Annotated in this window: 16 protein-coding genes; 1 reads left to right on the top strand and 15 read right to left on the bottom strand. The window is 37.8% G+C overall.

What is annotated here, in order from left to right; translation table 11 throughout:
- Positions 1-17: 17 nt before the first annotated feature.
- The 3 genes from BLR27_RS04080 to BLR27_RS04070 all read right to left on the bottom strand — a co-directional run bounded on the left by BLR27_RS04080 (position 18) and on the right by BLR27_RS04070 (position 4,650).
- Positions 18-587 (bottom strand): MarC family protein, encoded by a 570-nt coding sequence (locus tag BLR27_RS04080; protein WP_090700517.1) that lies wholly within the window; start codon positions 585-587, stop codon positions 18-20.
- A 110-nt stretch (positions 588-697) separates the two neighbouring features.
- Entirely contained in the window at positions 698-2,173 is a 1,476-nt protein-coding gene (locus BLR27_RS04075; RefSeq protein WP_090700513.1) for an amino acid permease, read from the bottom strand.
- A 206-nt stretch (positions 2,174-2,379) separates the two neighbouring features.
- Positions 2,380-4,650: a sodium-translocating pyrophosphatase gene (locus BLR27_RS04070; RefSeq protein ID WP_090700510.1), complete on the bottom strand. Its 2,271-nt coding sequence runs from the start codon at positions 4,648-4,650 to the stop codon at positions 2,380-2,382.
- Positions 4,651-4,938: 288 nt separating this feature from the next.
- Here BLR27_RS04070 and BLR27_RS04065 point away from each other — a divergent pair, with 288 nt between their 5' ends.
- On the top strand, positions 4,939-6,357 hold the full coding sequence (locus tag BLR27_RS04065; protein ID WP_090700506.1) for an APC family permease: 1,419 nt from the start codon (positions 4,939-4,941) through the stop codon (positions 6,355-6,357).
- A 72-nt stretch (positions 6,358-6,429) separates the two neighbouring features.
- Here BLR27_RS04065 and BLR27_RS04060 read toward each other — a convergent pair whose 3' ends face one another.
- From BLR27_RS04060 to rpsA, 12 genes are all read right to left on the bottom strand, one after another.
- A complete protein-coding gene (locus BLR27_RS04060; RefSeq protein WP_176767603.1) occupies positions 6,430-7,263 on the bottom strand; it encodes an energy transducer TonB in 834 nt (277 codons plus the stop codon).
- A gap of 73 nt (positions 7,264-7,336) precedes the next feature.
- On the bottom strand, positions 7,337-8,647 hold the full coding sequence (locus BLR27_RS04055) for a bifunctional folylpolyglutamate synthase/dihydrofolate synthase (RefSeq protein WP_090700500.1): 1,311 nt from the start codon (positions 8,645-8,647) through the stop codon (positions 7,337-7,339).
- A 68-nt stretch (positions 8,648-8,715) separates the two neighbouring features.
- Complete coding sequence (locus BLR27_RS04050; RefSeq protein ID WP_245704427.1) at positions 8,716-9,159, bottom strand: hypothetical protein; 444 nt, start codon at positions 9,157-9,159, stop codon at positions 8,716-8,718.
- Between the two features lie 87 nt (positions 9,160-9,246).
- Complete coding sequence (locus BLR27_RS04045; protein ID WP_090700496.1) at positions 9,247-10,068, bottom strand: energy transducer TonB; 822 nt, start codon at positions 10,066-10,068, stop codon at positions 9,247-9,249.
- The gene (locus BLR27_RS04040; RefSeq protein ID WP_090700492.1) at positions 10,065-10,466 is read right to left on the bottom strand and encodes an ExbD/TolR family protein; all 402 of its coding nucleotides are present in this window, start codon (positions 10,464-10,466) and stop codon (positions 10,065-10,067) included. Before BLR27_RS04040 ends, BLR27_RS04045 begins: the two co-directional genes overlap by 4 nt.
- Positions 10,463-11,161 (bottom strand): MotA/TolQ/ExbB proton channel family protein, encoded by a 699-nt coding sequence (locus BLR27_RS04035; protein WP_090700487.1) that lies wholly within the window; start codon positions 11,159-11,161, stop codon positions 10,463-10,465. Before BLR27_RS04035 ends, BLR27_RS04040 begins: the two co-directional genes overlap by 4 nt.
- Positions 11,162-11,163: 2 nt before the next feature.
- Entirely contained in the window at positions 11,164-12,240 is a 1,077-nt protein-coding gene (locus BLR27_RS04030) for an HU domain-containing protein (protein WP_090700483.1), read from the bottom strand.
- Positions 12,241-12,285: 45 nt separating this feature from the next.
- A complete protein-coding gene (locus BLR27_RS04025) occupies positions 12,286-13,956 on the bottom strand; it encodes a TonB-dependent receptor (RefSeq protein WP_090700479.1) in 1,671 nt (556 codons plus the stop codon).
- Between the two features lie 11 nt (positions 13,957-13,967).
- Positions 13,968-16,988: a tetratricopeptide repeat protein gene (locus BLR27_RS04020; RefSeq protein WP_090700473.1), complete on the bottom strand. Its 3,021-nt coding sequence runs from the start codon at positions 16,986-16,988 to the stop codon at positions 13,968-13,970.
- A gap of 144 nt (positions 16,989-17,132) precedes the next feature.
- A complete protein-coding gene (locus tag BLR27_RS04015; RefSeq protein ID WP_090700469.1) occupies positions 17,133-18,074 on the bottom strand; it encodes an aspartate carbamoyltransferase catalytic subunit in 942 nt (313 codons plus the stop codon).
- Positions 18,074-18,616 (bottom strand): bifunctional pyr operon transcriptional regulator/uracil phosphoribosyltransferase PyrR, encoded by a 543-nt coding sequence (pyrR, locus tag BLR27_RS04010; RefSeq protein WP_090700465.1) that lies wholly within the window; start codon positions 18,614-18,616, stop codon positions 18,074-18,076. Before pyrR ends, BLR27_RS04015 begins: the two co-directional genes overlap by 1 nt.
- Positions 18,617-18,797: 181 nt before the next feature.
- Positions 18,798-20,798 carry a 30S ribosomal protein S1 gene (gene rpsA / locus BLR27_RS04005; RefSeq protein WP_090700461.1) on the bottom strand — a complete coding sequence of 667 codons (2,001 nt, stop codon included), beginning with the start codon at positions 20,796-20,798 and terminating at the stop codon, positions 18,798-18,800.
- Positions 20,799-20,949: the final 151 nt, after the last annotated feature.

Genomic DNA, 20,949 nt, shown 5'->3' with positions numbered 1-20,949 from the left:
AACAAATATACAATCAATTATAATCCTGTATTGTTTCTGAACAGCTTTATGGCAATGGCCAGAAGAATGATCCCGAATGCTTTACGCATAATATTTAACCCTGTTTTGCCCAGAATTTTTTCAAGGTAAATGGTGTTCTTTAATACGATATATACAAAGATCATATTAAGAATTATTCCAACTATGATATTTTGAGTAGCATATTCTGATTTGAGTGAAAGGAGAGTGGTTAGTGTTCCTGAACCTGCAATAAGTGGAAATGCCAAAGGAACAATTGAGGCACTTTCCGGGGCCTCTTCGCGGAAAAAATTAATGCCCAATATCATTTCCATAGCAATAATGAAGATAACTACAGAACCGGCTATCGCAAAAGAAGAAATATCAAGTCCTATAATTTTGAGCATTTCCTCTCCAATAAATAGAAATAATATCATCAGCAGAAGAGCTACAATGGACGCCTTTTCAGACTGGATATGACCAACCTTATTTCGCAAAGATATTACAACAGGTATGGATCCAAGAATATCAATGATTGCAAAAAGGATCATTGTAACTGAAAGGATCTGCTTATAATTGAAATTTTCCATGTTAGGGTTCTTTTTATTCAAATAGTATGATATGGCGGTATTAAATTCCTGTAATTAAAAAAAGGTTTCAGACATGTCTGAAACCTTTTTTACAAGAATAGAAGATTAAATTATTCTCTTTCTTTCTCAATTATTTTACCATTTCTCAGTTCACGAACCTTACTGTGTTTTTTACCATATATGAAATAGATCACTACACCAATTGTCATCCAGATTAATAGACGAAGCCAGCTTTCTGCAGGTAAAGTATACATCAGGTAAACACAAACAATAATACCCATTACAGGTACGAATGGTACCCATGGTGTTCTGAATGGTCTAACTGCATCTGGAAGTGATTTACGAAGGACCATGATACCGATACAAACCAATGTAAACGCAAATAATGTACCGATACTCACCATGTGCCCTAAATCTGAAACTGGTACGAAACCAGCAAAAAGACTCACAAAAACAAGGAAGAATAAATTAGTTTTCCATGGTGTGCGGAAGCTTGGATGAACCGCTGCAAAGAATTTTGGAAGTAGACCATCCTTAGCCATTGTGTAAAATACACGCGACTGTCCCATTAACATAACTAGTATAACTGAAGTATATCCTGCAAGAATTGCAATGATCAGAGCATCTTGCAGGTATGTATAACCTGTCATTGCAAAGGCTGTTGCCGCAGGTTTTGCGTCTCCGGCAAAGTCTTTATAATTAACAAGACCTGTCATTACGTGAGCAAATAGAACATAAAGAATAGTACAGACAACCAGGGAGCCTAAAATTCCAATTGGCATTCCTTTTTGAGGGTTTTTTGCTTCCTGTGCTGCAGTTGAAACGGCATCAAAGCCAATGAATGCAAAGAACACCACTGCAGCTCCTGTTGAAATACCTGACCATCCGAAATTTTCAAATTTACCTGTGTTCTCTGGAATGTAAGGTACATAATTGTCAGGGTTGATATGGCTCCATCCTAATATGATGAACATTAACACAACAGCAACTTTTAAAATTACCAGGAAGTTGTTCATGTTTGCAGATCCCTGAGTTCCACGAATCAGTACAAGAGATAAAATACTAACAATGAAGATAGCTGGCAGATTGATAATACCACCATCAATGACAGTTCCATCTCCCAATTTCATAGTTTCCCATGGCGATACAATTAACTCATGAGGAAGATCAATATTGTATTTGTTCAGTAGTTCTAAAAGATATCTCGACCAGCTTACTGCTACTGTAGCGGCACCTAATGCGTATTCAAGAACAAGATCCCAGCCGATGACCCAGGCCATAAACTCACCCATAGTTGCGTAAGAATAGGTATATGCACTACCTGCAACTGGTATCATGGAGGCGAATTCTGCGTAGCAAAGTCCGGCGAATGCACAGGCAAAAGCAGCAAGTGCAAATGAAATGGTAACTGCCGGCCCGGCATTCTCAGCTGCCGCTATTCCAGTTAGGGAAAATAGTCCGGCACCAATAATTGCGCCTATTCCCAAAGCAACCAGGTTTACACTGCTTAATGATCGTTTTAATGTGCCTTCACCTGTTTCATTTGATTCGAACATTAACTGTTCGATGGATTTTTTGTGGAACATACGAATTGGTTTAGTTAAAATATTTTATGTGAAAGTATGATTTAAACTGATTTCAAACGTAATTAATTAAAATGGAAAAATGAAACCCGAATGCTATTGCCAATAGGGCTTAGAATATGTAAGAATTGATCAGATTAACAGGTACTTATATAGAATTAGATTAACGCAGAAGGGAATTCAATTTGAATTCCCTTCTGCGTATTTTATTATCTTCTGATCGTATCAGTAATATTTACAATAGTATCAATGGTTGTGTTACCAGCCTGATCTTCAGATTTGATCACTTTAATTTCTTTTTGAACTTCAACGGTTACAGTATGCGTTAAGCCTGCAGAAATATGAGGAGCAATGATCAGTGATACAATAGACATTAGTTTGATCAGAATGTTCATAGATGGACCTGAAGTATCTTTGAATGGATCTCCAACTGTATCACCTGTTACTGAAGCCTTATGTGGTTCAGATTTTTTGTAGTACATCTCACCATCAATTTCAACACCTTTTTCAAATGATTTTTTTGCATTATCCCATGCACCACCTGCATTAGACTGGAACATACCCATAAGTACACCTGATACGGTAACACCTGCTAATAGTCCGCCTAAAACCTCAGGGCCAAAAGAAAAACCTATGATGATAGGAACGATAAGAGCAATAGCTCCAGGTAACATCATTTCGCGGATAGATGCTTTTGTTGAAATAGCAACACATTTTTCGTATTCAGGTTTTGCTTTATATTCCATGATCCCAGGAATCTCACGGAACTGTCTGCGCACTTCATTAACCATGTCCATTGCAGCTCTGCCTACTGCAGAGATACAAAGTGCTGAGAATATAAAAGGAATCATTCCTCCAACAAATAATCCTGCAAGAACATCTGCTTTGTAAATATCAATGTGGTCGATACCAGCAACACCAACGAATGCGGCAAATAATGCCAGTGAAGTTAATGCCGCTGAAGCGATAGCAAAACCTTTTCCAGTTGCAGCAGTAGTATTACCCACAGCATCAAGGTTATCAGTACGATCTCTAACTTCCGGAGGTAATCCACTCATTTCAGCTATACCACCTGCGTTATCAGCAATCGGACCAAAAGCGTCGATAGATAACTGCATCGCAGTAGTTGCCATCATTCCTGCTGCAGCAATTGCTACACCATAGAATCCGGCGAAGTAGAATGATCCGTATATACCAGCAGCAAGTACCAATATTGGAGCAACTGTTGATTCCATACCAACAGCTAAACCTGAAATTATATTGGTCGCATGACCTGTTGAAGATTGCTTTATGATACTAAGTACCGGACGTTTACCCATTGCTGTGTAATATTCGGTGATCAGACTCATTAGTGTTCCGACAACCAGTCCTACAATGATGGAATAAAATACATCCATACTTGTAAATGAAATAGCTCCTTCTTTTAAAACACCACCAACCATATCTCTGCTCATAAACATTTCTCCTGCAGGCAGCATCCATTTTACTGCAAAGAAAGAAACGATGGCGGTTAATACAATTGAAGACCAGTTACCCATGTTCAAAGCATTCTGAACACTATCAGTTTCTTTGCTTATTCTAACAAATGCAGTAGCAACAATTGATAATATTAAACCCAGACCTGCAATAAGCATTGGTAATAGGATAGGGGCAATTCCTCCAAAATTATCGATAGAAACGATTTCACGACCCAGGATCATGGTTGCCAATATAGTTGCAACATATGATCCGAACAGATCGGCACCCATACCAGCAACATCGCCAACGTTGTCTCCAACATTATCTGCAATTGTTGCAGGATTTCTTACATCATCTTCAGGAATTCCCGCTTCAACTTTACCAACAAGATCTGCACCAACATCTGCTGCTTTAGTATAAATACCACCACCAACACGGGCAAATAATGCGATAGACTCAGCACCAAGTGAAAAACCAGCTAAAACTTCAAGAGCTTTTTCCATCTCTTTTCCATTCACACTGCCACCTGTATTTACAACATACATATTATAGAAAACAATGAATAAGCTTCCAAGTCCTAAAACAGCAAGTCCTGCAACACCAATTCCCATTACACTTCCACCAGTAAAGGAAACCTGTAATGCTTTAGCCAGACTTGTACGTGCAGCCTGTGTAGTACGAACATTTGCTTTTGTTGCAATGTTCATTCCTATATAACCCGCAAGGGCTGAAGTAAATGCACCGATAACAAAAGAAACTGCAATTACCCAGCTTGAAGTTTCAACCAGGGTACCTGAATAGGCTAACAATATTGCTGCGATTACCGAAAAATATCCCAGAACCTTCCACTCAGCTTTTAGAAAAGCCATAGCTCCATCCGCGATATAACCTGAGAGCCGCTGCATGTTTTCATCACCGGGATCCTGCTTAGTAACCCAGGCTGATTTTATAGCCATAATCACGATGCCAAAAACACCCATCGCCGGTATTAAATAAATCAAATTGTTTTGTAAAAACTCCATGGATAATTCTCTGTTTATATTCGTTATTTTTTCTTATACAATCGGCAAAAATAGCAGGCTTATTCTATTAATCAAACAATGAAATTCATAATGTTGTGATATTCAACCATATTTCTTTCAGGCATGAATTATACTATCTGATTATGAGTAAGTTATGTAAAATATTTATTTGCATTTTTTGTTCTTTTTTTTGATCAAAAGAAAGAATAATTGGATTTCGAATAATTTTATTGATTACAGATATTTTTTTAATGTAAGTTTAATCTTAAATCAAAACACAATATTAATATGAATGAAACTCTAGACCAAAATGAAATGAAGCGTGAGCTCGGTCTGCTGGATGCAACTTTACTGGTTGCTGGTAGTATGATCGGTTCCGGAATTTTTATCGTTGCAGCTGATATTACCCGTAATGTTGGTTCTGCCGGATGGCTGATTGCTGTTTGGCTTATTACCGGATTAATGACTTTAATTGCAGCGGTTAGTTATGGAGAGCTTAGTGCAATGTTTCCGAAAGCTGGTGGACAATATGTTTATCTGAAAGAAGCATATAACCCGCTTGTTGGGTTTTTATACGGTTGGAGTTTCTTTGCAGTTATACAAACAGGCACTATTGCAGCTGTTGGTGTTGCTTTTTCAAAGTTTACAGCATATTTATGGCCTCAGGTTAGTGAAGATCTCATTCTGCTTACGGTTGGATCAGTCAAAATATCTGCAGCCCAGGTTCTGGCAATTGCGATAATTATATTGCTTACCTATATAAATACAAAAGGAGTAAAGGGTGGAAAAATGATTCAGACCTCATTTACTCTGACCAAATTAGTCAGCCTTTTTGGTCTGATCATCTTTGGATTTATCGTTATGAAGCCTGAAATATGGACAAGTAACTGGGAGAATGCATGGAGTATGCAAAAACTAAGCCCTGATGGTTCATTTCAGTCGCTTACCATAGCTGCCGCTCTTGGTGCGGTGGCCGCTGCCATGGTTGGTTCTATATTTAGCAGTGATGCCTGGAATAACGTAACTTTTATTGCGGGAGAGGTTAGAAATCCTAAAAGAAATATCGGATTGAGTTTATTTCTGGGTACTATGATAGTCACCATTGTTTATGTTCTTGCAAATCTTGTTTATTTGGCTGTTCTACCCTTAGAGGAAATTGCCTATGCGGAAAAAGACAGGGTTGCAGTGGCAGCTTCAAGCGTGATCTTCGGAAATGTTGGGACGGTAATTATCGCACTTATGATCATGGTCTCAACCTTTGGTTGTAATAATGGATTAATCCTTGCCGGAGCTCGTGTTTACCACACAATGGCAAATGATGGCTTATTCTTTAAAAAGACTGCAACTCTGAATAAACATGCGGTTCCTGAATTTGGATTATGGTTACAATGTCTGGTGGCATCTGCGCTATGTCTAAGTGGAAAATATGGAGACCTCCTTGATATGATCTCATTTGTAGTCGTTATATTTTATGTGTTAACAATCCTGGGGATCTACATTTTAAGGGTTAAAAGACCCGATGCAGAAAGGCCTTATAAGGCTTTTGGATATCCTTTTCTTCCTGCATTATACATCATAATGGGTATCAGTTTTTGTATTTTACTTATTATTTATAAGCCTAATTTTACATGGCCCGGACTTATAATTGTTTTAACCGGTGTGCCTATTTACTATATGTGGAAAGCACTGGATAAGAATAAGAGTTAGTTTTAAGACTAATTTTATAGAAATCTTATTTTTTATGAACCGGCATCAAATTTTTGATGCCGGTTCATGATTTTAGGGCAAACTAAAATTAATGGGCAGGGTATAGGCAACCCTCACCTTTTGCTTGTTTTGTATCCCTGGCTTCCATTTGGGGGATTTTTCAAGTACTCTTATGGCCTCTTCATCACATCCGTTGCCAATTCCCCGTATGATCTTTATATTGGATAATTGGCCATCTTTTTCAATAATGAAGCTAACCAACACCTTACCCTGGATACCCCTTTCAACGGCAGCTTCCGGATACCTTAAGTTTCGGTTAAGGTATTTGACAAATGCTGCATGACCTCCTGTAAATTCCGGGTAGGTTTCAATCCCATCCAGGGTATAAAGAGTTGTGTTCTCTTCCGGAATTTCTGTAGTTACCGCTCCATTAAAGACTCCGGTTGAGATCTCCACAGGATTTAATCCAGAACTTTCAATACCTTCTGAATCAACGGAACTGATCACTGCTTCAGTTAGTTGTTGTTGAGTAGGAGGTTCGGATAGTGGCTGCTCTTCAGGAACAACCAGCAAATTACTGAAGTTTACACTTTTTAGTTTGACCGGTTTAGCTGGAGCTTTAGCAACAGGGGGAACCGGCTTTACTATTTGAATCTTTGTTAATTTGACTTCAATTGTTGAAAAGGGCTCAATGATCTTATCTGATAGTTTAGTTCCGAAGATTTGATTATAAATTATAGGAGCCATAATGAGGGCACTGAATAAAACGCAGGCATAGATTAAAGCTTTAAGCGTTGTTTCTGTATTTTGATTTCTTAAAGCATAGGCACCATATGCTTTGTTACGATTTTGGAATACAATCTCCAGCCACTGGGTCTTGTATAAATTCTCGGTGAAATTTATCATAAGGCTCATAATTTATTTACCTTATGGATGATAAAATTAATCAGAATCCATAATCACGACCGGAATAATAATTTTATATAATTTCAGCCACCACGAATGTGCTTCCACCTATAAATATGAGGTCGTTATTTCCTGCGTTTGCCTTTGCTGCGTCTAAAGCTGCATTTACTGAAGTGTAATATTCACCTTTAAGGCCAAATTCCTGAGCTTCTAATTGTAATTCATTCGCCGGTTTTGCCCTGGGGATATCTGGCTGACAGAAGTAATAAAATGCTTTTTGGGGTAATAGCGTAAGGATTTTGGAAATGTCTTTATCCTTAACCATTCCAATTACCATATGAAGATCCTGATGAGGCGTTAAATTGATGTTTTTCATAACCTCCCTGATCCCATCTTCATTATGTCCTGTATCACAAATGATCAGTGGATCTTTATCCAAAGTTTGCCAGCGTCCCATCAGGCCGGTAAGAGTTTTTACCTCTTTTAAAGCGGATATAACATCCAGGTCATCTATTTGATAACCCTTTAGTCTTAATTGCTTTATAGCGCTTAATACGCCTGCCAGATTCTTTAATTGATAGCTTCCGGTAAGATCTAATTCAAGACTGCCGAAATTGAAAACAGGAGAACTTGTATTTGTTTTTTGCCTGATCTCTAATTTTAAGAAATCAGTTGAGATGTTTTGTGTTGAAGACCTAAGTATCTCCCATTCATCACTTGCAAAAGTAAGATCTGAATGCATTTCTAAGGCCCTGTTGACGAATATATCTTCAACATCTTTTTGTCTTTGGCTAATAACCAGAGGTACTCCCTGTTTAATTATACCTGCTTTTTCAGCTGCGATCTCATTCAGGGAATTTCCCAAAATATTCATGTGATCATATCCAATATTACTGATCACACTCAGTTCAGGGTTGATCACATTTGTTGAATCAAGCCGGCCGCCAAGTCCGACCTCTATAATTGCGATATCTACCTGATTTACTGCAAAATGCTCAAAGGCCATAGCAACTGTAACCTCAAAAAATGAGGGTTCCAGTTCCTCTATGTATTGCTGATGATCTTTAACGAATTGAATCACTTCCTTTTCAGAGATCATTTTCCCGTCTATTCGGATTCTTTCTCTGAAATCCCGGAGATGCGGTGAAGTGTATAAGCCTGTTTTATACCCCGCCGACTGAAGTACAGCAGCCAGCATATGCGAAGTTGAACCTTTGCCGTTGGTGCCACCTATATGAACTGATTTGAATTTTTCCTGTGGGTTGCCTAATTCTTTACAGAACCTGACTGTATTTTGTAAGCCCGGCTTGATCGCAGCCTTTCCCTGGCTGCTGAACATGGGAAGCCTTGAATATAAATAGTGGAGTGTCTCAGAATAATTCATTAATACCCTAATGATTTTATTCGGCTAATATCCTGAAGAGAATCCTATTCTGGAAATTTGGCTGTTAATTAAAATGACCTGGTGCTTAAAATAACCTCTGAACCTGGTACTGTGATATCACTATTTTCTTCTGCGGTTATAAAAATCCTGGTCGGGACAAATGGAGTAACAGTTTTCAGTGTAGCCTCTAAAAGACTTGAAAATAGTCCCCTGGAACTTACCAACTGGCCAATATTCTTTACTCCGTTTTCTTTTGTAACCATCCAAACAACATAAACAGACTTTGCAGGCTTAAGCCTATCCGGTTCTGCCAGGTTTTTTATTTTAATATCTATTGTATGATTTTTATTATCGTCTTTATTGATTTTAACAACACCCTGTGCTGCCGGAACAACAGTTGATGTGTTAAAACTTATTTTTTTCGAACAGGAGCTTAAAAGAAAAAAGATAAATAAGATACTAAGGGAAATTAGTATTTGTCGGCTTAAACTATATAATTTAATTGTTTTCATACATATGAAACACATATATGAACGAATTGTTTGATGAAATCGTAAATTGATTTAATTGAAATTGTAAAATTTAAACCAGAGATTAATTTATTTAACCTTAAAATTAAACATAACCACACCAATCTGAACATCAGGTGCTGATTCAAGTTTGTTTAAGGAAGATCCTATAACGGCGATCCGGCATTTTTCCCAGATAGCTTTGTCTGATAAGGTGGTTCCTTTTACACCAGGGATGGCATTCACAACAATACCATTTTTGTCTACATATATTCTAACGGCTACTTTTCCGTATTTCTGACCATCATCTTTAGGAATAGTCAGATTGGTGAATTTTCTGCTTTTAAGGTCCAGCGCATAACTTCCGTTACCTGAGCCGCCTTCTCCATAGTCGGGCGAAAGCGGATCGCCATTAGTACTTCCCTGATTGCCTGCAACGGTACTTGTTCCATCACCTTTTCCAAGGCCATCGTTCTTTTTACCTTTATAAAGTGCATTCTGGTTTACAGCAGGCTTGTTATCTTTAGCCGGGACGCTCACTGAAGGTGATTTTGCTGTGCTTTTTTCTTTGGTGACAATTTCAGGAGCATCTTCGTTATTCTGAGTTGCAATGGCTTTATCCGTAACCTCTGAACTTACATCAGCAGATGTGTTGTTATCCATGATCACTTTATCAGGTGCAGTATTATTGGCATCAGGAGAGGTTGAGGGTTCTTCAACACTCATATAATCATCTCCCATACCGAATTCTGACGTACCATAATTTACTATGATCCCACCTGTTCCTGTATCAGGTTCAACACGGCTCGCAATAATGAAAAAGCTGATCACCAGAAAGATGATCATAATACCAGTTGAAATGGCATATGCTTTCGGATAATTATTCTCTTCCTGTCTGCGGTATTCTATCATTTTTTTGTTTCTGTAGCTAACACTAGTTTAACCTTCAGTTTGTTGGCAATATCTGTCAGTTCGATCACATTCTCAATTGCGATCGTACGATCGGCATATAGAATTATGGTCAGGTCAGGAGATGCTTTTTGATATACTTCTATATTCTGAAACAGATCGGAGGCATTTACCTTTTTTTTCTCTACAAAATATTCAAGATCCTTTGTTATTGATACGTTAATGGTCTTTTGAGGTATAGACTGCCCTGAACTTGATCTGGGTAAGAACAGTTTAACAACATTGGGATTTGCAACAGCTGATGCCAGGAGAAAGAACAGCAGCAAAAAGAACATGATATCGTTCAATGCTGATGTATGAACCTCAACGGTTCCTCTCTTTTGTCGTTTTCTTAAATTCATTTGCCTGGTTCTTCTAATAGGTCAATAAACTCAATAGCATCAGTTTCCATTTTAAGGATGATCCTGTCGACCATGATATTCAGAATATGATACAATACATAGGCAATAATACCAATGATCAGGCCGGTTGCTGAAGTAATCATTTTTACATAAAGTCCTCCAGAAATAGTTCCAATTTCGATGATTCCTTTAACAGATACCTCATGAAAAATAGTAATTACACCAATGATGGTACCTACGAAACCAAGCATTGGAGCAATACCTGCAATAATACCAAGGATACTGATATTCTTTTCCAGTTTTGAAACTTCAAGTTTTCCAACATTTTCAATCGCTCCTTCAATATCTTTAATAGGTCTTCCAATTCGCAAAAGGCCTTTTTCAAGCATTCTTCCAAGCGGAGTATTACTGTTTCTGCAGATGGCTAATGCAGAATCCAGCTTTGCAGATTTAATGCTCTGTTTTACTTGCAGCATTAGGTTCATCTCATCTTTGGAAGCCTTTCTAATAGTTAGATATCTCTCCACAAATATAACCAGACCCATAAATGCAAGAAGTGCCAAAGGTACCATTACCCAACCACCCTTAAACAGGAGTTCAATAAACCTCAATTCTTCACCGGTTTGCATGGTCTGAATGGTAGCTGCTGCGGTATCAGCTATAGGATTAAGCGTATCAATTTGAAGTAGTAACATTATTATGGATTTTTGGATTGTTTTACCCGGGCTATCCAGGCATCTTTATTTATATTTTTTTGTATTCTAGTTAATTCTTTTTTTGCCGATTCTTCATCTAAGAACGTACCAAGACTGATCTTTAGCATTTTTCCGGGCATATTTTCTACGATCTTTGCCTGAATCCCTTTTGTGCTGAGCTCTAAAATATAAACTTCTGCCTCACTTTTTCTTGCAAATGCAGCTGCAATTATCTCATAATTAATGGATTCACTTTCTGAAGTTGCAGCTACTGCCGCAGGTGCATTGGCAACTGCAATGGTAGTATCTGATTTTTGCCTGATACTATCTGCTAAGATTGATGCACTATCAACAGCATTTTTTATTGAATCTGAGCTTAATTTTGTTGAATCAATTAAATCAGTTGATGGCTCCTGAACTGTATTAGCTGAAGAAAAAACTCCTGCACTTTTATTTTTAATGAAACTATTGAAGTCGGTATTGAAGTAAAATAATGCTGAAAGAGCAATTAAAAAGGCTAAAAAGCTCGCGAAAATGGTAATCCAGGATCTTGTTTTCTTAATTTCTTCATAATCCTCATCTTCCTCTTCTTCCTCTTCTTCCTCTTCTTTTTCCTCACTTATTACAGGTGCAGCTATTTCTTTTTCTTCCTGAACAGGAATAGAATTTTCATTTTTAAGCTCAGCAATGGGTTTTAATCCGAAAAAGTTATCTGTTGTTCCAAAATCATCGGCTGCTATTAAAGTAAGTTTTCCATTTTTTTTATGAAGGACACCTATATGCAGGATTTCAACTGAATCAGAGCTATTTAGTAGTTCAACTATGCCTGAAACGAGCTTTTTAATCAGTTCTTCTACAGAAGAAATACTCAGACTTTTTTTAATACTTATATACTGGCTTAGACTTGAATCGCTGGTTTCACGCTCAATAAAAGATAATAAGTAGGATGGAGGGTAGAATATATTGCTTGATCTGTCAAATGTTCCGGCTAGCCTTACCTTCTTAAAAGTACCTAAGCCAGAGACGCTTACTTCATCCTGCTCACGTAACAAATCTTCAATATAAAGGCCTATTTCCATTAATGTCTAATTTAAATTTTAATTCTCAAGCTGCCAAACAAAGCTTTAAAAGGAATAATTTACTCCACCAAGTATTGTCAGCCCCATTTTGGGATAAAATAAATATCTCTGATAGGATTGTCCTGTTAAATTATTAGCTCTCAGATAGACTCCGATCTTATTATGAACTTTATATTCTGCACCTGCACTAAGATCTACAAACCCTTTTAAAGTTCTTGATGTAAAACCTCCACCTGCTGCATTCACCCTTGCAAAAGTTTCTCCCTGGAAAAGAACTTCAGCATCCAGGTAAAGTTTTTGATTAACCTGAGCTCTGGCATTAGAGATTAGCCTTACAGTTGGTTTGAACCAGGCTTGCGCTTGACTGGCCAGATCATAATTGAAGATCTGGGCTTTGCCACTAATATTAAAAACATCGGAAGCTTTTACATTTAATTCACCTTCGAAACCAAAAATATTACTTTTGCCATTATCATAAATTACATCAAAGCGGTTAATTGTTGTTTGATTATTAACCATTAGCTGCATATCATCTATGGTTTTATAATAAGCCATGATCTTATAACCAAATTCAGCACCCGCATTGCCTTTAACTCCTGCCTGGATATTCATACTTTCCAGCGAGTTCTTTATGGCTAAATTTTTACTTAAAAATGGATTTTCTAAAGCAAGGTCCCTTATTGATGTTTTAAGTACATCGCCCGTTACTCCTGCAAATACTACTGCATATCCCTGAACCACAGGAATTTCTGCGGATACTGATGGGAAAATATTTAATCTGCTATTTGTACCAAACTCCTGTACAATATTAGCCCCCAGCTTTAATTCAAAGCCATTTCCTTTAAAATTCACATAAGGGTTTACTCTAAGTATATTGTTGCCTAGTTTATAAGCAAGGTCTTTTGTGGAAGTGAAATCTGCCGATGTATTCAATCCGATATTAAAAAGGTTGATTTCTTTATTAAGATATCCTTTTAAAAGGACTGAGCTTTCACGGGCATCGTCAATATTGCTGAACTGGTAGGCATTTATACTTGCAGCATAATTGAATAGGGCGGACTCGGAATAATTATTCACTATTTCAGCATCTGCAGCAATGGTACTGAAGCGCTGTTTACTCATGTCGGCAGGAACACTTGATGAAGGATCAAAACCATAGAAGAAAGTTGATCTTCTGTCGTAGCTTAAATTTCCTGAAATAGCGTAAGAATCGCCAATTGACCTGCCAAAAATACCCAGTTCCTGATTTGAAAACTGCTGTTTTTCTAAATTGCCTTGTTGAGAAAGGTGTTTGAAATATGCTCCGCTTTGTAATGCTTCATCACGGCCAGTATTAATGTAAGCTTCAGCCTGAGCTGTATTGAAATTTCCAGCTCCAACTTTGATATAATTATTGGAAAGTACAGCTGCACGTTCATCTGCCATTTTTTGTGCCTGTAATTCTTTGATATTGGAATTCAGATCTAGCTTCTTATCAATTATATTATAGCTCAGAACCGGTTTAAAGGCCTTGGTGGTGTTCATGTCAGGATTCCTACGGATCTTTACAGCATCAGCCAGAACTGGTTTATATGGCCTGACAACCTCTATCTCTTCAGTAAGGGTTGGAGGTTGGGTGCCTGGAGGAGTTTCATTTTTTTTATCCTGTGCCTGAGCTGTAACAGATAAACAAAACAAACTAACTATCAGCGTATATTTTAAAGTCGGAATATTCATTATCTATTATTTTATTTCAGTTTTTCCAATTTTTCTTTGGCCATCTTAAGAATGTCATCATCCTCGTTCTCGTAATTTTCAATGATACTCTGAAGAGTGCTTTTTGCCTGGAAAACATCTTTTAGTCCGATGTAGTTATCAGCAATCAGAATATATGTTTTTGCCACCCAATAATCATGGGAAGGCATTTTGTTGGTAAGATCAAATGCTGTAGACAAGGAGGTTTTATATTCACCTCTCAGGTATAAGATATTAGCGATGTTGTATTTTGCTTCAGCTCCTGTAACAGTTTGTGTTTTTTCTGCAACTTCAGTGAAATCATTAACAGCCTGGATGGTATCACCAATGATCAGATTGGCTTTTCCAGAATAAAGTCCTGCTCTGAAAAGATCTTCTTCAGAGGATTTGTTAGACTCTCTGATGAATTTTACATATTGAAGTGTTTCATCCGGTAAATTCATATTGGCATAAGCCTCCATCAGATTATTAACGGCAAAACTATAATTAGCCTTGTATTCAGATGTCAGTTCGAGCTTTTTCAGGTGAACGATAGCTTCGTTATATTTCTTTTGAGCAAGGTAGATCTTTGATATACTGATTAGCGCACGTTCAGTATAATCGCTTGTCCAGTCATTTAAAATGTACTCGTAATCCGGAATAGCGTCATTTGGTCTCTTCAGTTTTACTAAACTTTCTGCTCTAATGAAACGGGCATGCTTATCATGTACCGCTTTTGGGAATTTATCGAAGTATGCATTTACAGACTCAAATGTGCCCTGATAATCAGCTGTAAGAAAGCGATTATTAGCAGCCTGGAAAGTGATGTTATCCTGCTCATAGGTGCTCAGGTTTCCTATACTCGTGGTATTGGCATAGTCCAGAAATCCTGTGGCGTCTGATTTTTGCAGGTAGATATTTTTGATAGATTCTAAAGCAAGTTTTGCTTCATCAGTAGTGGTGTATTCACTAACTACACGTTTGAAAGTTACAATCGCCGCTTCTTCCTGATCCTGATTAAGTTCAACGAGGCCAATTGTGATCAAAGCACGTGGTACATAACTGCTTCGCGGATATTTTTCTATCAGTGAGCTTAGATCCGTTTTGGCAATTTCAAAATCACCTTTAATGAAATAAGTATAGGGGATCTCGAAACTGGCGTCATCCGAGTAGTTTGATTTTGGAAACTGTTGCAGTAATGATTGATGAGTTGCAATCTTTAAGTCGTTCTGGCCCTGCAGACCCTGTATCATTCCTCTCTGAAACAACGCATAATCTTCACTCGATGTTTTTGATGCAATGATCCTGTTATAATAGACCAGGGCATCATCATAATCTTTTAATACAAAATATGAATCTGCCAATCGAAGAATGGCATCATTGATAGTATTCGGGTCTTTTTCATTACCACGCAGAAAACGGGTGAAATACGTAGCAGCCTTTCTATAACTCTCATGCTCAAAGGCAGCATAGGCAAGTGCATAATTAGCGAAATTATAAACTTCAGTTTTACGTGAGGCCGGAAGTTCCATGAACTTTTCAAAATTGTCTACTGATTCTCCAAATTTTCTAACCTCATACATAGCTTCTGCAAGCCAATAGGTCGCTAATGAGTGAATCTCATCGTCTTCAACGTTTTTATTGGATCGCATAAACATGGAAATACCATTCTGGAAAGCACGTTCATTATAAAATTCTAATCCTCTGTAATAAGTTACCTTCTGATAAACTTCGTTTGCCTCCCTGTTTTTGTTCGGAATACTTTCCAGGATGTCAATGGCGTCTTTATAGTTTTTTGTGGTCAGAAGAATCTCTCCCAATAAGGTTTTTGCAGAATCCAGTTTTGGAGATAGCGGGTATGTTTTAATAAATAGCTGAGTCGCATCAAGAGCTACCTGATGGAATTCAAGTTCATAAGATAATTTAGCATAATTGAATAGCCCTTCCTCTTGTAACTGCTTGTCAAAGGTTAATTTTGAGGCTTTAAAAAACGCACTTCTTGCCGCTTGTTTATTATTAGTTTTCAGGAAGGATTCACCCAAAGCGATCATTCCACTTTGGAAATATTCATCCGCAGTTTCAAGTTTTTCCAGTTCCAGAATGGCTTTTTTATAGTCCTTAAGCTTAAACGCGGTGTAACCGATCTGGTAATTGTCCTGATTATTTTGGGTTTTCCCCTGATCTTTTTGCTGAAAATTCTGAAAGTAAACTCCTGCATTCGTATAATCTGATTTGGCGAAGTATGATGCTCCAACAATTCGGAACATTTCTGTTTCATATAATTGTTTCGTCGACTTCAGGATAGGAATGGCATAGCTTAAGACATCGTCATAACGGTTATCCAGAAAGTATAGAGCAGAAATATAATAAGGATAACTGTTTTCATACAAGGTTGACCCTTTTAATCTTTCGAATTCTACCAGTGCTTTTTTGTAATCCTTTTGCAGATAGCTGATATAGGCAAAATAGTAAGTGGATTGCTCATTATAAATGCTTTTTTCATCCTTCAGCTCAGCGAAAAGTTTCTTTGCATTATCGTATTCCTTTACTTCAAAATAGGAGTAAGCTAATTTATACCGGTACTCTGACGACTCTTTACCGGATAAGCTGTTGCCTTCCAGTTTCTTGAGCCATTCGATCACTTTTGGATAATTTTTCTGAGCAAAGTAGGAGCGACCAACCTGATAAAACGCAAGCTTCGTGTAGTTGTTTGCAGGATTGGCACTTATAAAGCTTAGAAATAGGGATTCCGCATCGCTATTGCCAAGTTCTAATGCACATAATGCGATATAATATCTGGCATTTTCTTTCAGGAGGCTGACTTCAGGATTGATTTCTGCCTTCGCATTTGATTTTTGATCATTCTTTAAAACGCGGTTAAATTGAATGGAAGCCGCAGCATATTTTTCTTTTTCCAGCAATTCCATTCCGCTTTTAAAGTCCTGGTTGAGATCAAACCATGCAGTGTTTTGGGCCAGTACAGGAATAGTAAAAAATGCGAAGATTAATGTGAAGATTGTGTATTTTCTGAGCATAAGTAACCAAAATAATAAGTGCTAATTTAATCTAAACCCTCTCAGACTTTTGCATTAGTAATTAACATGTGTTGAAAACAGAATAATAACGAAGATTTGTCAATGATGTTATTGAAAAAATAAAACTATTAACAACTCAGGATTCTACTGGTTGCGCTGATTGGCCAGAAGGTACAGTACAGCCATTCGGATAGCAACTCCATTTTCTACCTGATCCAGGATGATAGATTGTTTACTGTCAGCTACATCACTTGTGATCTCCACCCCACGATTAATAGGTCCGGGGTGCATGACTGTAATTTCTTTGTCAAGCGAGTTAAGTATCTGTTTATTAAGCCCGTACATCATTGAGTACTCTCTTAAAGAAGGAAAATATTTTATGTCCTGACGTTCAAGTTGAATGCGCAGCATATTTGCTACATCACACCAGTTGAGTGCTTTTAAAAGATCATGTTCAATTTTTACACCAAGCGTTCCAATGTATTTAGGAATAAGTGTGCTTGGTCCGCATACCATTACTTCTGCACCTAACTTTTGAAGGCAAAGTATGTTAGAAAGGGCTACCCTTGAATGAAGTACATCACCTATGATCGCAATTTTCTTCCCTCTTACCTCACCATATTTTTCTCTGATAGAAAAGGCATCAAGCAGGGCCTGTGTAGGGTGCTCATGAGCTCCATCTCCGGCATTTACTATTTGTGCGTTTACATGCTTGCTTAGAAAGATTCCTGCCCCGGCATAAGGGTGCCTCATAACAACCATATCTACTTTCATTGACAAGATGTTGTTCACCGTATCGATCAATGTTTCACCTTTACTTACGGATGAAGATGAAGCTGCAAAATTTACTGTGTCTGCAGACAATCTTTTTTGTGCAAGTTCAAAGGATAAACGTGTTCGGGTAGAGTTTTCGAAGAATATATTTGCTATAGTTATATCTCTCAGGGAAGGGACTTTTTTAATTGGCCTGTTAAGTACATCTTTGAAGGTATCAGCAGTCTCAAAAATTAATTCGATATCTCTGGTAGTGAGATCTTTTATTCCCAGCAGGTGTTTAGTACTTAAAGTAAGAATTTGTTCTGCCATTATTTTTCTGATAGTAAGATTACTTTGTCTTCATGATCAGTTTCTTTCCAGTTCACTATGACCTTTTGTGAATCAATAGTATCGACCTTGATTCCAATATAATCAGCTTCTATAGGCAGATGCCTTGAAAAACGCCTGTCTACCAGTGTCAGTAATTCAACTTTCTCTGGCCTGCCGAATGACTGAAGAGCATCCATGGCTGCGCGGATAGTCCTTCCGGTCCATAATACGTCATCCACCAGAATCACCTTTTTTCCTTCAATAATGAAATCGATCTCAGTACTGCTTGGAATTAACAAGCCTTCTTTACGACGAAAATCATCCCGGAAGAAAGTGATGTCGAGGTTGCCGCTTTCGATTGAAACATCAGGTAAGGTCTTTTTCAACTCTGCTATTATCCGCTTCGCGAGGAATACTCCGCGAGGCTGAATGCCGAGGATTACTGAATTATCGAAATGGTCGTGATTTTCTATTAGCTGATGGCAAAGGCGCTGGATTGTGATCTGGAATCTTTGACCGTCTAGCAGGGTTAATGTTTGCATCAGTGGTTTAATTTGAGCAAAAATATGAAAAATTATTAAACCCCTGTCGAGAATTCTGTAATTTAATACAGGATATTAAATAATTGGAAATTGGGAGCTAGAATTCTTTGAAATAATTCATTTAAATAAAAAAAGCCCTGACGTGAATCAGGGCTTTGGTATTATAATAAAGCTTTAGAGCTTATTCTTCTGTGCTTTCTGCTGCTTCAGGGCTAGCTGCTGCGGCATCATCTTCAGTTTTCTTTGCTTTTTTGGCTTTGCTTTCTGCACCTTCCATCTTCTCTTTCAATTGTGCCAATACACCAAGATCACCTAAAGTAGATTTCTCAACTGACTCTTTTACCTTTTTAACGGCAGTAGTAGTAGCTTTTGCTTCCTTCTTCTTAGCATTGAATTCTTCTTTGCGTTCTTCAGCTTTTGCCTCTTCCCAGATACGGGCATGAGAAACTACGATACGCTTAGAATCTTTATTGAATTCAATGATTCTGAATTCAGCAGTCTCATCAGCTTTAACAGAAGAACCATCTTCTTTTACCATGTGTTTTGTAGGAGCGAATCCTTCAACACCGTATGGCAACGCAACGATAGCACCTTTATCTGTAACCTTTAAGACAGTTCCTTCGTGGATTGAATCAATAGTGAATACAGTTTCGAAAGTTTCCCAAGGATTTTCTTCTAACTGTTTGTGGCCTAAGCTCAGTTTACGGTTAGCCTCATCAAGTTCTAAAACAACCACATCAAGTTCTTCACCTACTTTAGTGAATTCATTTGGATGGTTAACTTTCTTAGACCATGAAAGATCAGAAATATGGATTAATCCGTCGATGCCTTCTTCGATCTCAACAAATACACCAAAATTAGTCATGTTCTTAACAACAGCTTTGTGCTTGCTTCCGATAGGGTAGCGCTCACCGATGTTCTTCCATGGATCAGGAGTAAGTTGTTTGATACCAAGGCTCATTTTACGCTCGTTACGATCTAATGTCAATACCTGAGCTTCAACTTCATCGCCAACTTTCAGGAATTCCTGAGGGTTACGAAGATTTTGAGACCATGACATTTCAGAAACGTGAATCAAACCTTCAACACCCGGGGTGATTTCAAGGAATGCTCCGTAATCTGCAACTGTAACAATTCTGCCTTTAACTTTAGATCCGATCTCTAATGCCGTATCTAATGCTTCCCAAGGATGTGGAGTTAATTGCTTTAATCCTAATGCGATACGTTTTTTCTCGTCATCAAAGTCTAAAACAACAACATTGATCTTCTGATCAAGGTTTAATACCTCACGTGGATGCTCTATGCGGCCCCATGAAATATCAGTTATGTGTAATAAACCGTCTACGCCACCAAGGTCAATGAACACACCGAAATCGGTAATGTTTTTAACAGTACCCTCAAGTACTTGTCCTTTTTCCAGTTTCGCAACGATCTCAGTTTTTTGATTTTCTAAATCGTCTTCAATCAGCACTTTGTGTGATACTACAACGTTTTTGAACTCATGATTGATCTTAACAACCTTGAATTCCATTGTTTTACCTACATAGATATCGTAATCGCGGATAGGTTTGATGTCGATCTGCGATCCCGGAAGGAAAGCTTCAACACCCATAATGTCCACAATTAATCCACCTTTTGTACGGCTCTTAACAAAACCAGTAATGATCTTGTCCTGATCCAAAGCTTCATTGATAGTTTCCCATGAACGCTGAGTTTTTGCACGCTTACGGGATAATACTAACTGTCCGTTAGCATCTTCCTGTGATTCTACAAATACGTCAACTGAATCACCAACCTTAAGGTCAGGTGTATCACGGAATTCTGATAATGATACTAAACCGTCAGATTTAAATCCGATGTTCAATACCACATCTTTGTTGTTGATCGATACAACAATACCCGAGATGATCTCGCCTTTGTTGATCGAATTGAAAGTTCCTGCATACAGTTCTTCAAACTTTTCACGGTCTGCAGCACTGTAATTTCCGAAACCTTTATCATCCGCATCCCAGTCGAAATCGCCTGTAGGGGTGATCAATGTTTTTGATTTGATCTCTTCGATCGACACAGAATCAGCTTCTGATTCAATGGTTTCCTTTTGTTTAACCGTAGTGGTCTCTTCGCCTTGAAGTTCCGCTTGTTTAGCAGTCAACTCCTTTTCAGCTTCTAGTTTTTTAGCCATTAATTAATTTATCTCCTTTTTCCGATATTAAATCGGACTGCAAAGGTAGAAAAATTCATTTTTATTAAAAAACATTTTGACGCTTTATTTTCATTTAATTATATCCGGAACTGTCTGATACTAATCGCTTTATTTATTAAAGCATATTCAT

This window comes from Daejeonella rubra (assembly GCF_900103545.1).
Classification (GTDB): Bacteria; Bacteroidota; Bacteroidia; order Sphingobacteriales; family Sphingobacteriaceae; genus Daejeonella; species Daejeonella rubra.
The sequence above is the reverse complement of the archived record's forward strand: the minus strand, read 5'-3'. Positions and strand labels throughout refer to the sequence as shown.

What these genes read in the sequence shown, in the direction of transcription:
- BLR27_RS04045 (WP_090700496.1), bottom strand. Translation starts at nt 10,068, where the DNA reads ATGATAGAATACCGCAGACAGGAAGAGAATAATTATCCGAAAGCATAT.
- rpsA (WP_090700461.1), bottom strand. Translation starts at nt 20,798, where the DNA reads ATGGCTAAAAAACTAGAAGCTGAAAAGGAGTTGACTGCTAAACAAGCG.
- BLR27_RS04075 (WP_090700513.1), bottom strand. Translation starts at nt 2,173, where the DNA reads ATGTTCCACAAAAAATCCATCGAACAGTTAATGTTCGAATCAAATGAA.
- BLR27_RS04025 (WP_090700479.1), bottom strand. Translation starts at nt 13,956, where the DNA reads ATGAATATTCCGACTTTAAAATATACGCTGATAGTTAGTTTGTTTTGT.
- BLR27_RS04070 (WP_090700510.1), bottom strand. Translation starts at nt 4,650, where the DNA reads ATGGAGTTTTTACAAAACAATTTGATTTATTTAATACCGGCGATGGGT.
- BLR27_RS04015 (WP_090700469.1), bottom strand. Translation starts at nt 18,074, where the DNA reads ATGGCAGAACAAATTCTTACTTTAAGTACTAAACACCTGCTGGGAATA.
- BLR27_RS04080 (WP_090700517.1), bottom strand. Translation starts at nt 587, where the DNA reads ATGGAAAATTTCAATTATAAGCAGATCCTTTCAGTTACAATGATCCTT.
- pyrR (WP_090700465.1), bottom strand. Translation starts at nt 18,616, where the DNA reads ATGCAAACATTAACCCTGCTAGACGGTCAAAGATTCCAGATCACAATC.
- BLR27_RS04055 (WP_090700500.1), bottom strand. Translation starts at nt 8,647, where the DNA reads ATGAATTATTCTGAGACACTCCACTATTTATATTCAAGGCTTCCCATG.
- BLR27_RS04050 (WP_245704427.1), bottom strand. Translation starts at nt 9,159, where the DNA reads ATGAAAACAATTAAATTATATAGTTTAAGCCGACAAATACTAATTTCC.
- BLR27_RS04020 (WP_090700473.1), bottom strand. Translation starts at nt 16,988, where the DNA reads ATGCTCAGAAAATACACAATCTTCACATTAATCTTCGCATTTTTTACT.
- BLR27_RS04035 (WP_090700487.1), bottom strand. Translation starts at nt 11,161, where the DNA reads ATGTTACTACTTCAAATTGATACGCTTAATCCTATAGCTGATACCGCA.
- BLR27_RS04060 (WP_176767603.1), bottom strand. Translation starts at nt 7,263, where the DNA reads ATGATAAATTTCACCGAGAATTTATACAAGACCCAGTGGCTGGAGATT.
- BLR27_RS04030 (WP_090700483.1), bottom strand. Translation starts at nt 12,240, where the DNA reads ATGGAAATAGGCCTTTATATTGAAGATTTGTTACGTGAGCAGGATGAA.
- BLR27_RS04040 (WP_090700492.1), bottom strand. Translation starts at nt 10,466, where the DNA reads ATGAATTTAAGAAAACGACAAAAGAGAGGAACCGTTGAGGTTCATACA.
- BLR27_RS04065 (WP_090700506.1), top strand. Translation starts at nt 4,939, where the DNA reads ATGAATGAAACTCTAGACCAAAATGAAATGAAGCGTGAGCTCGGTCTG.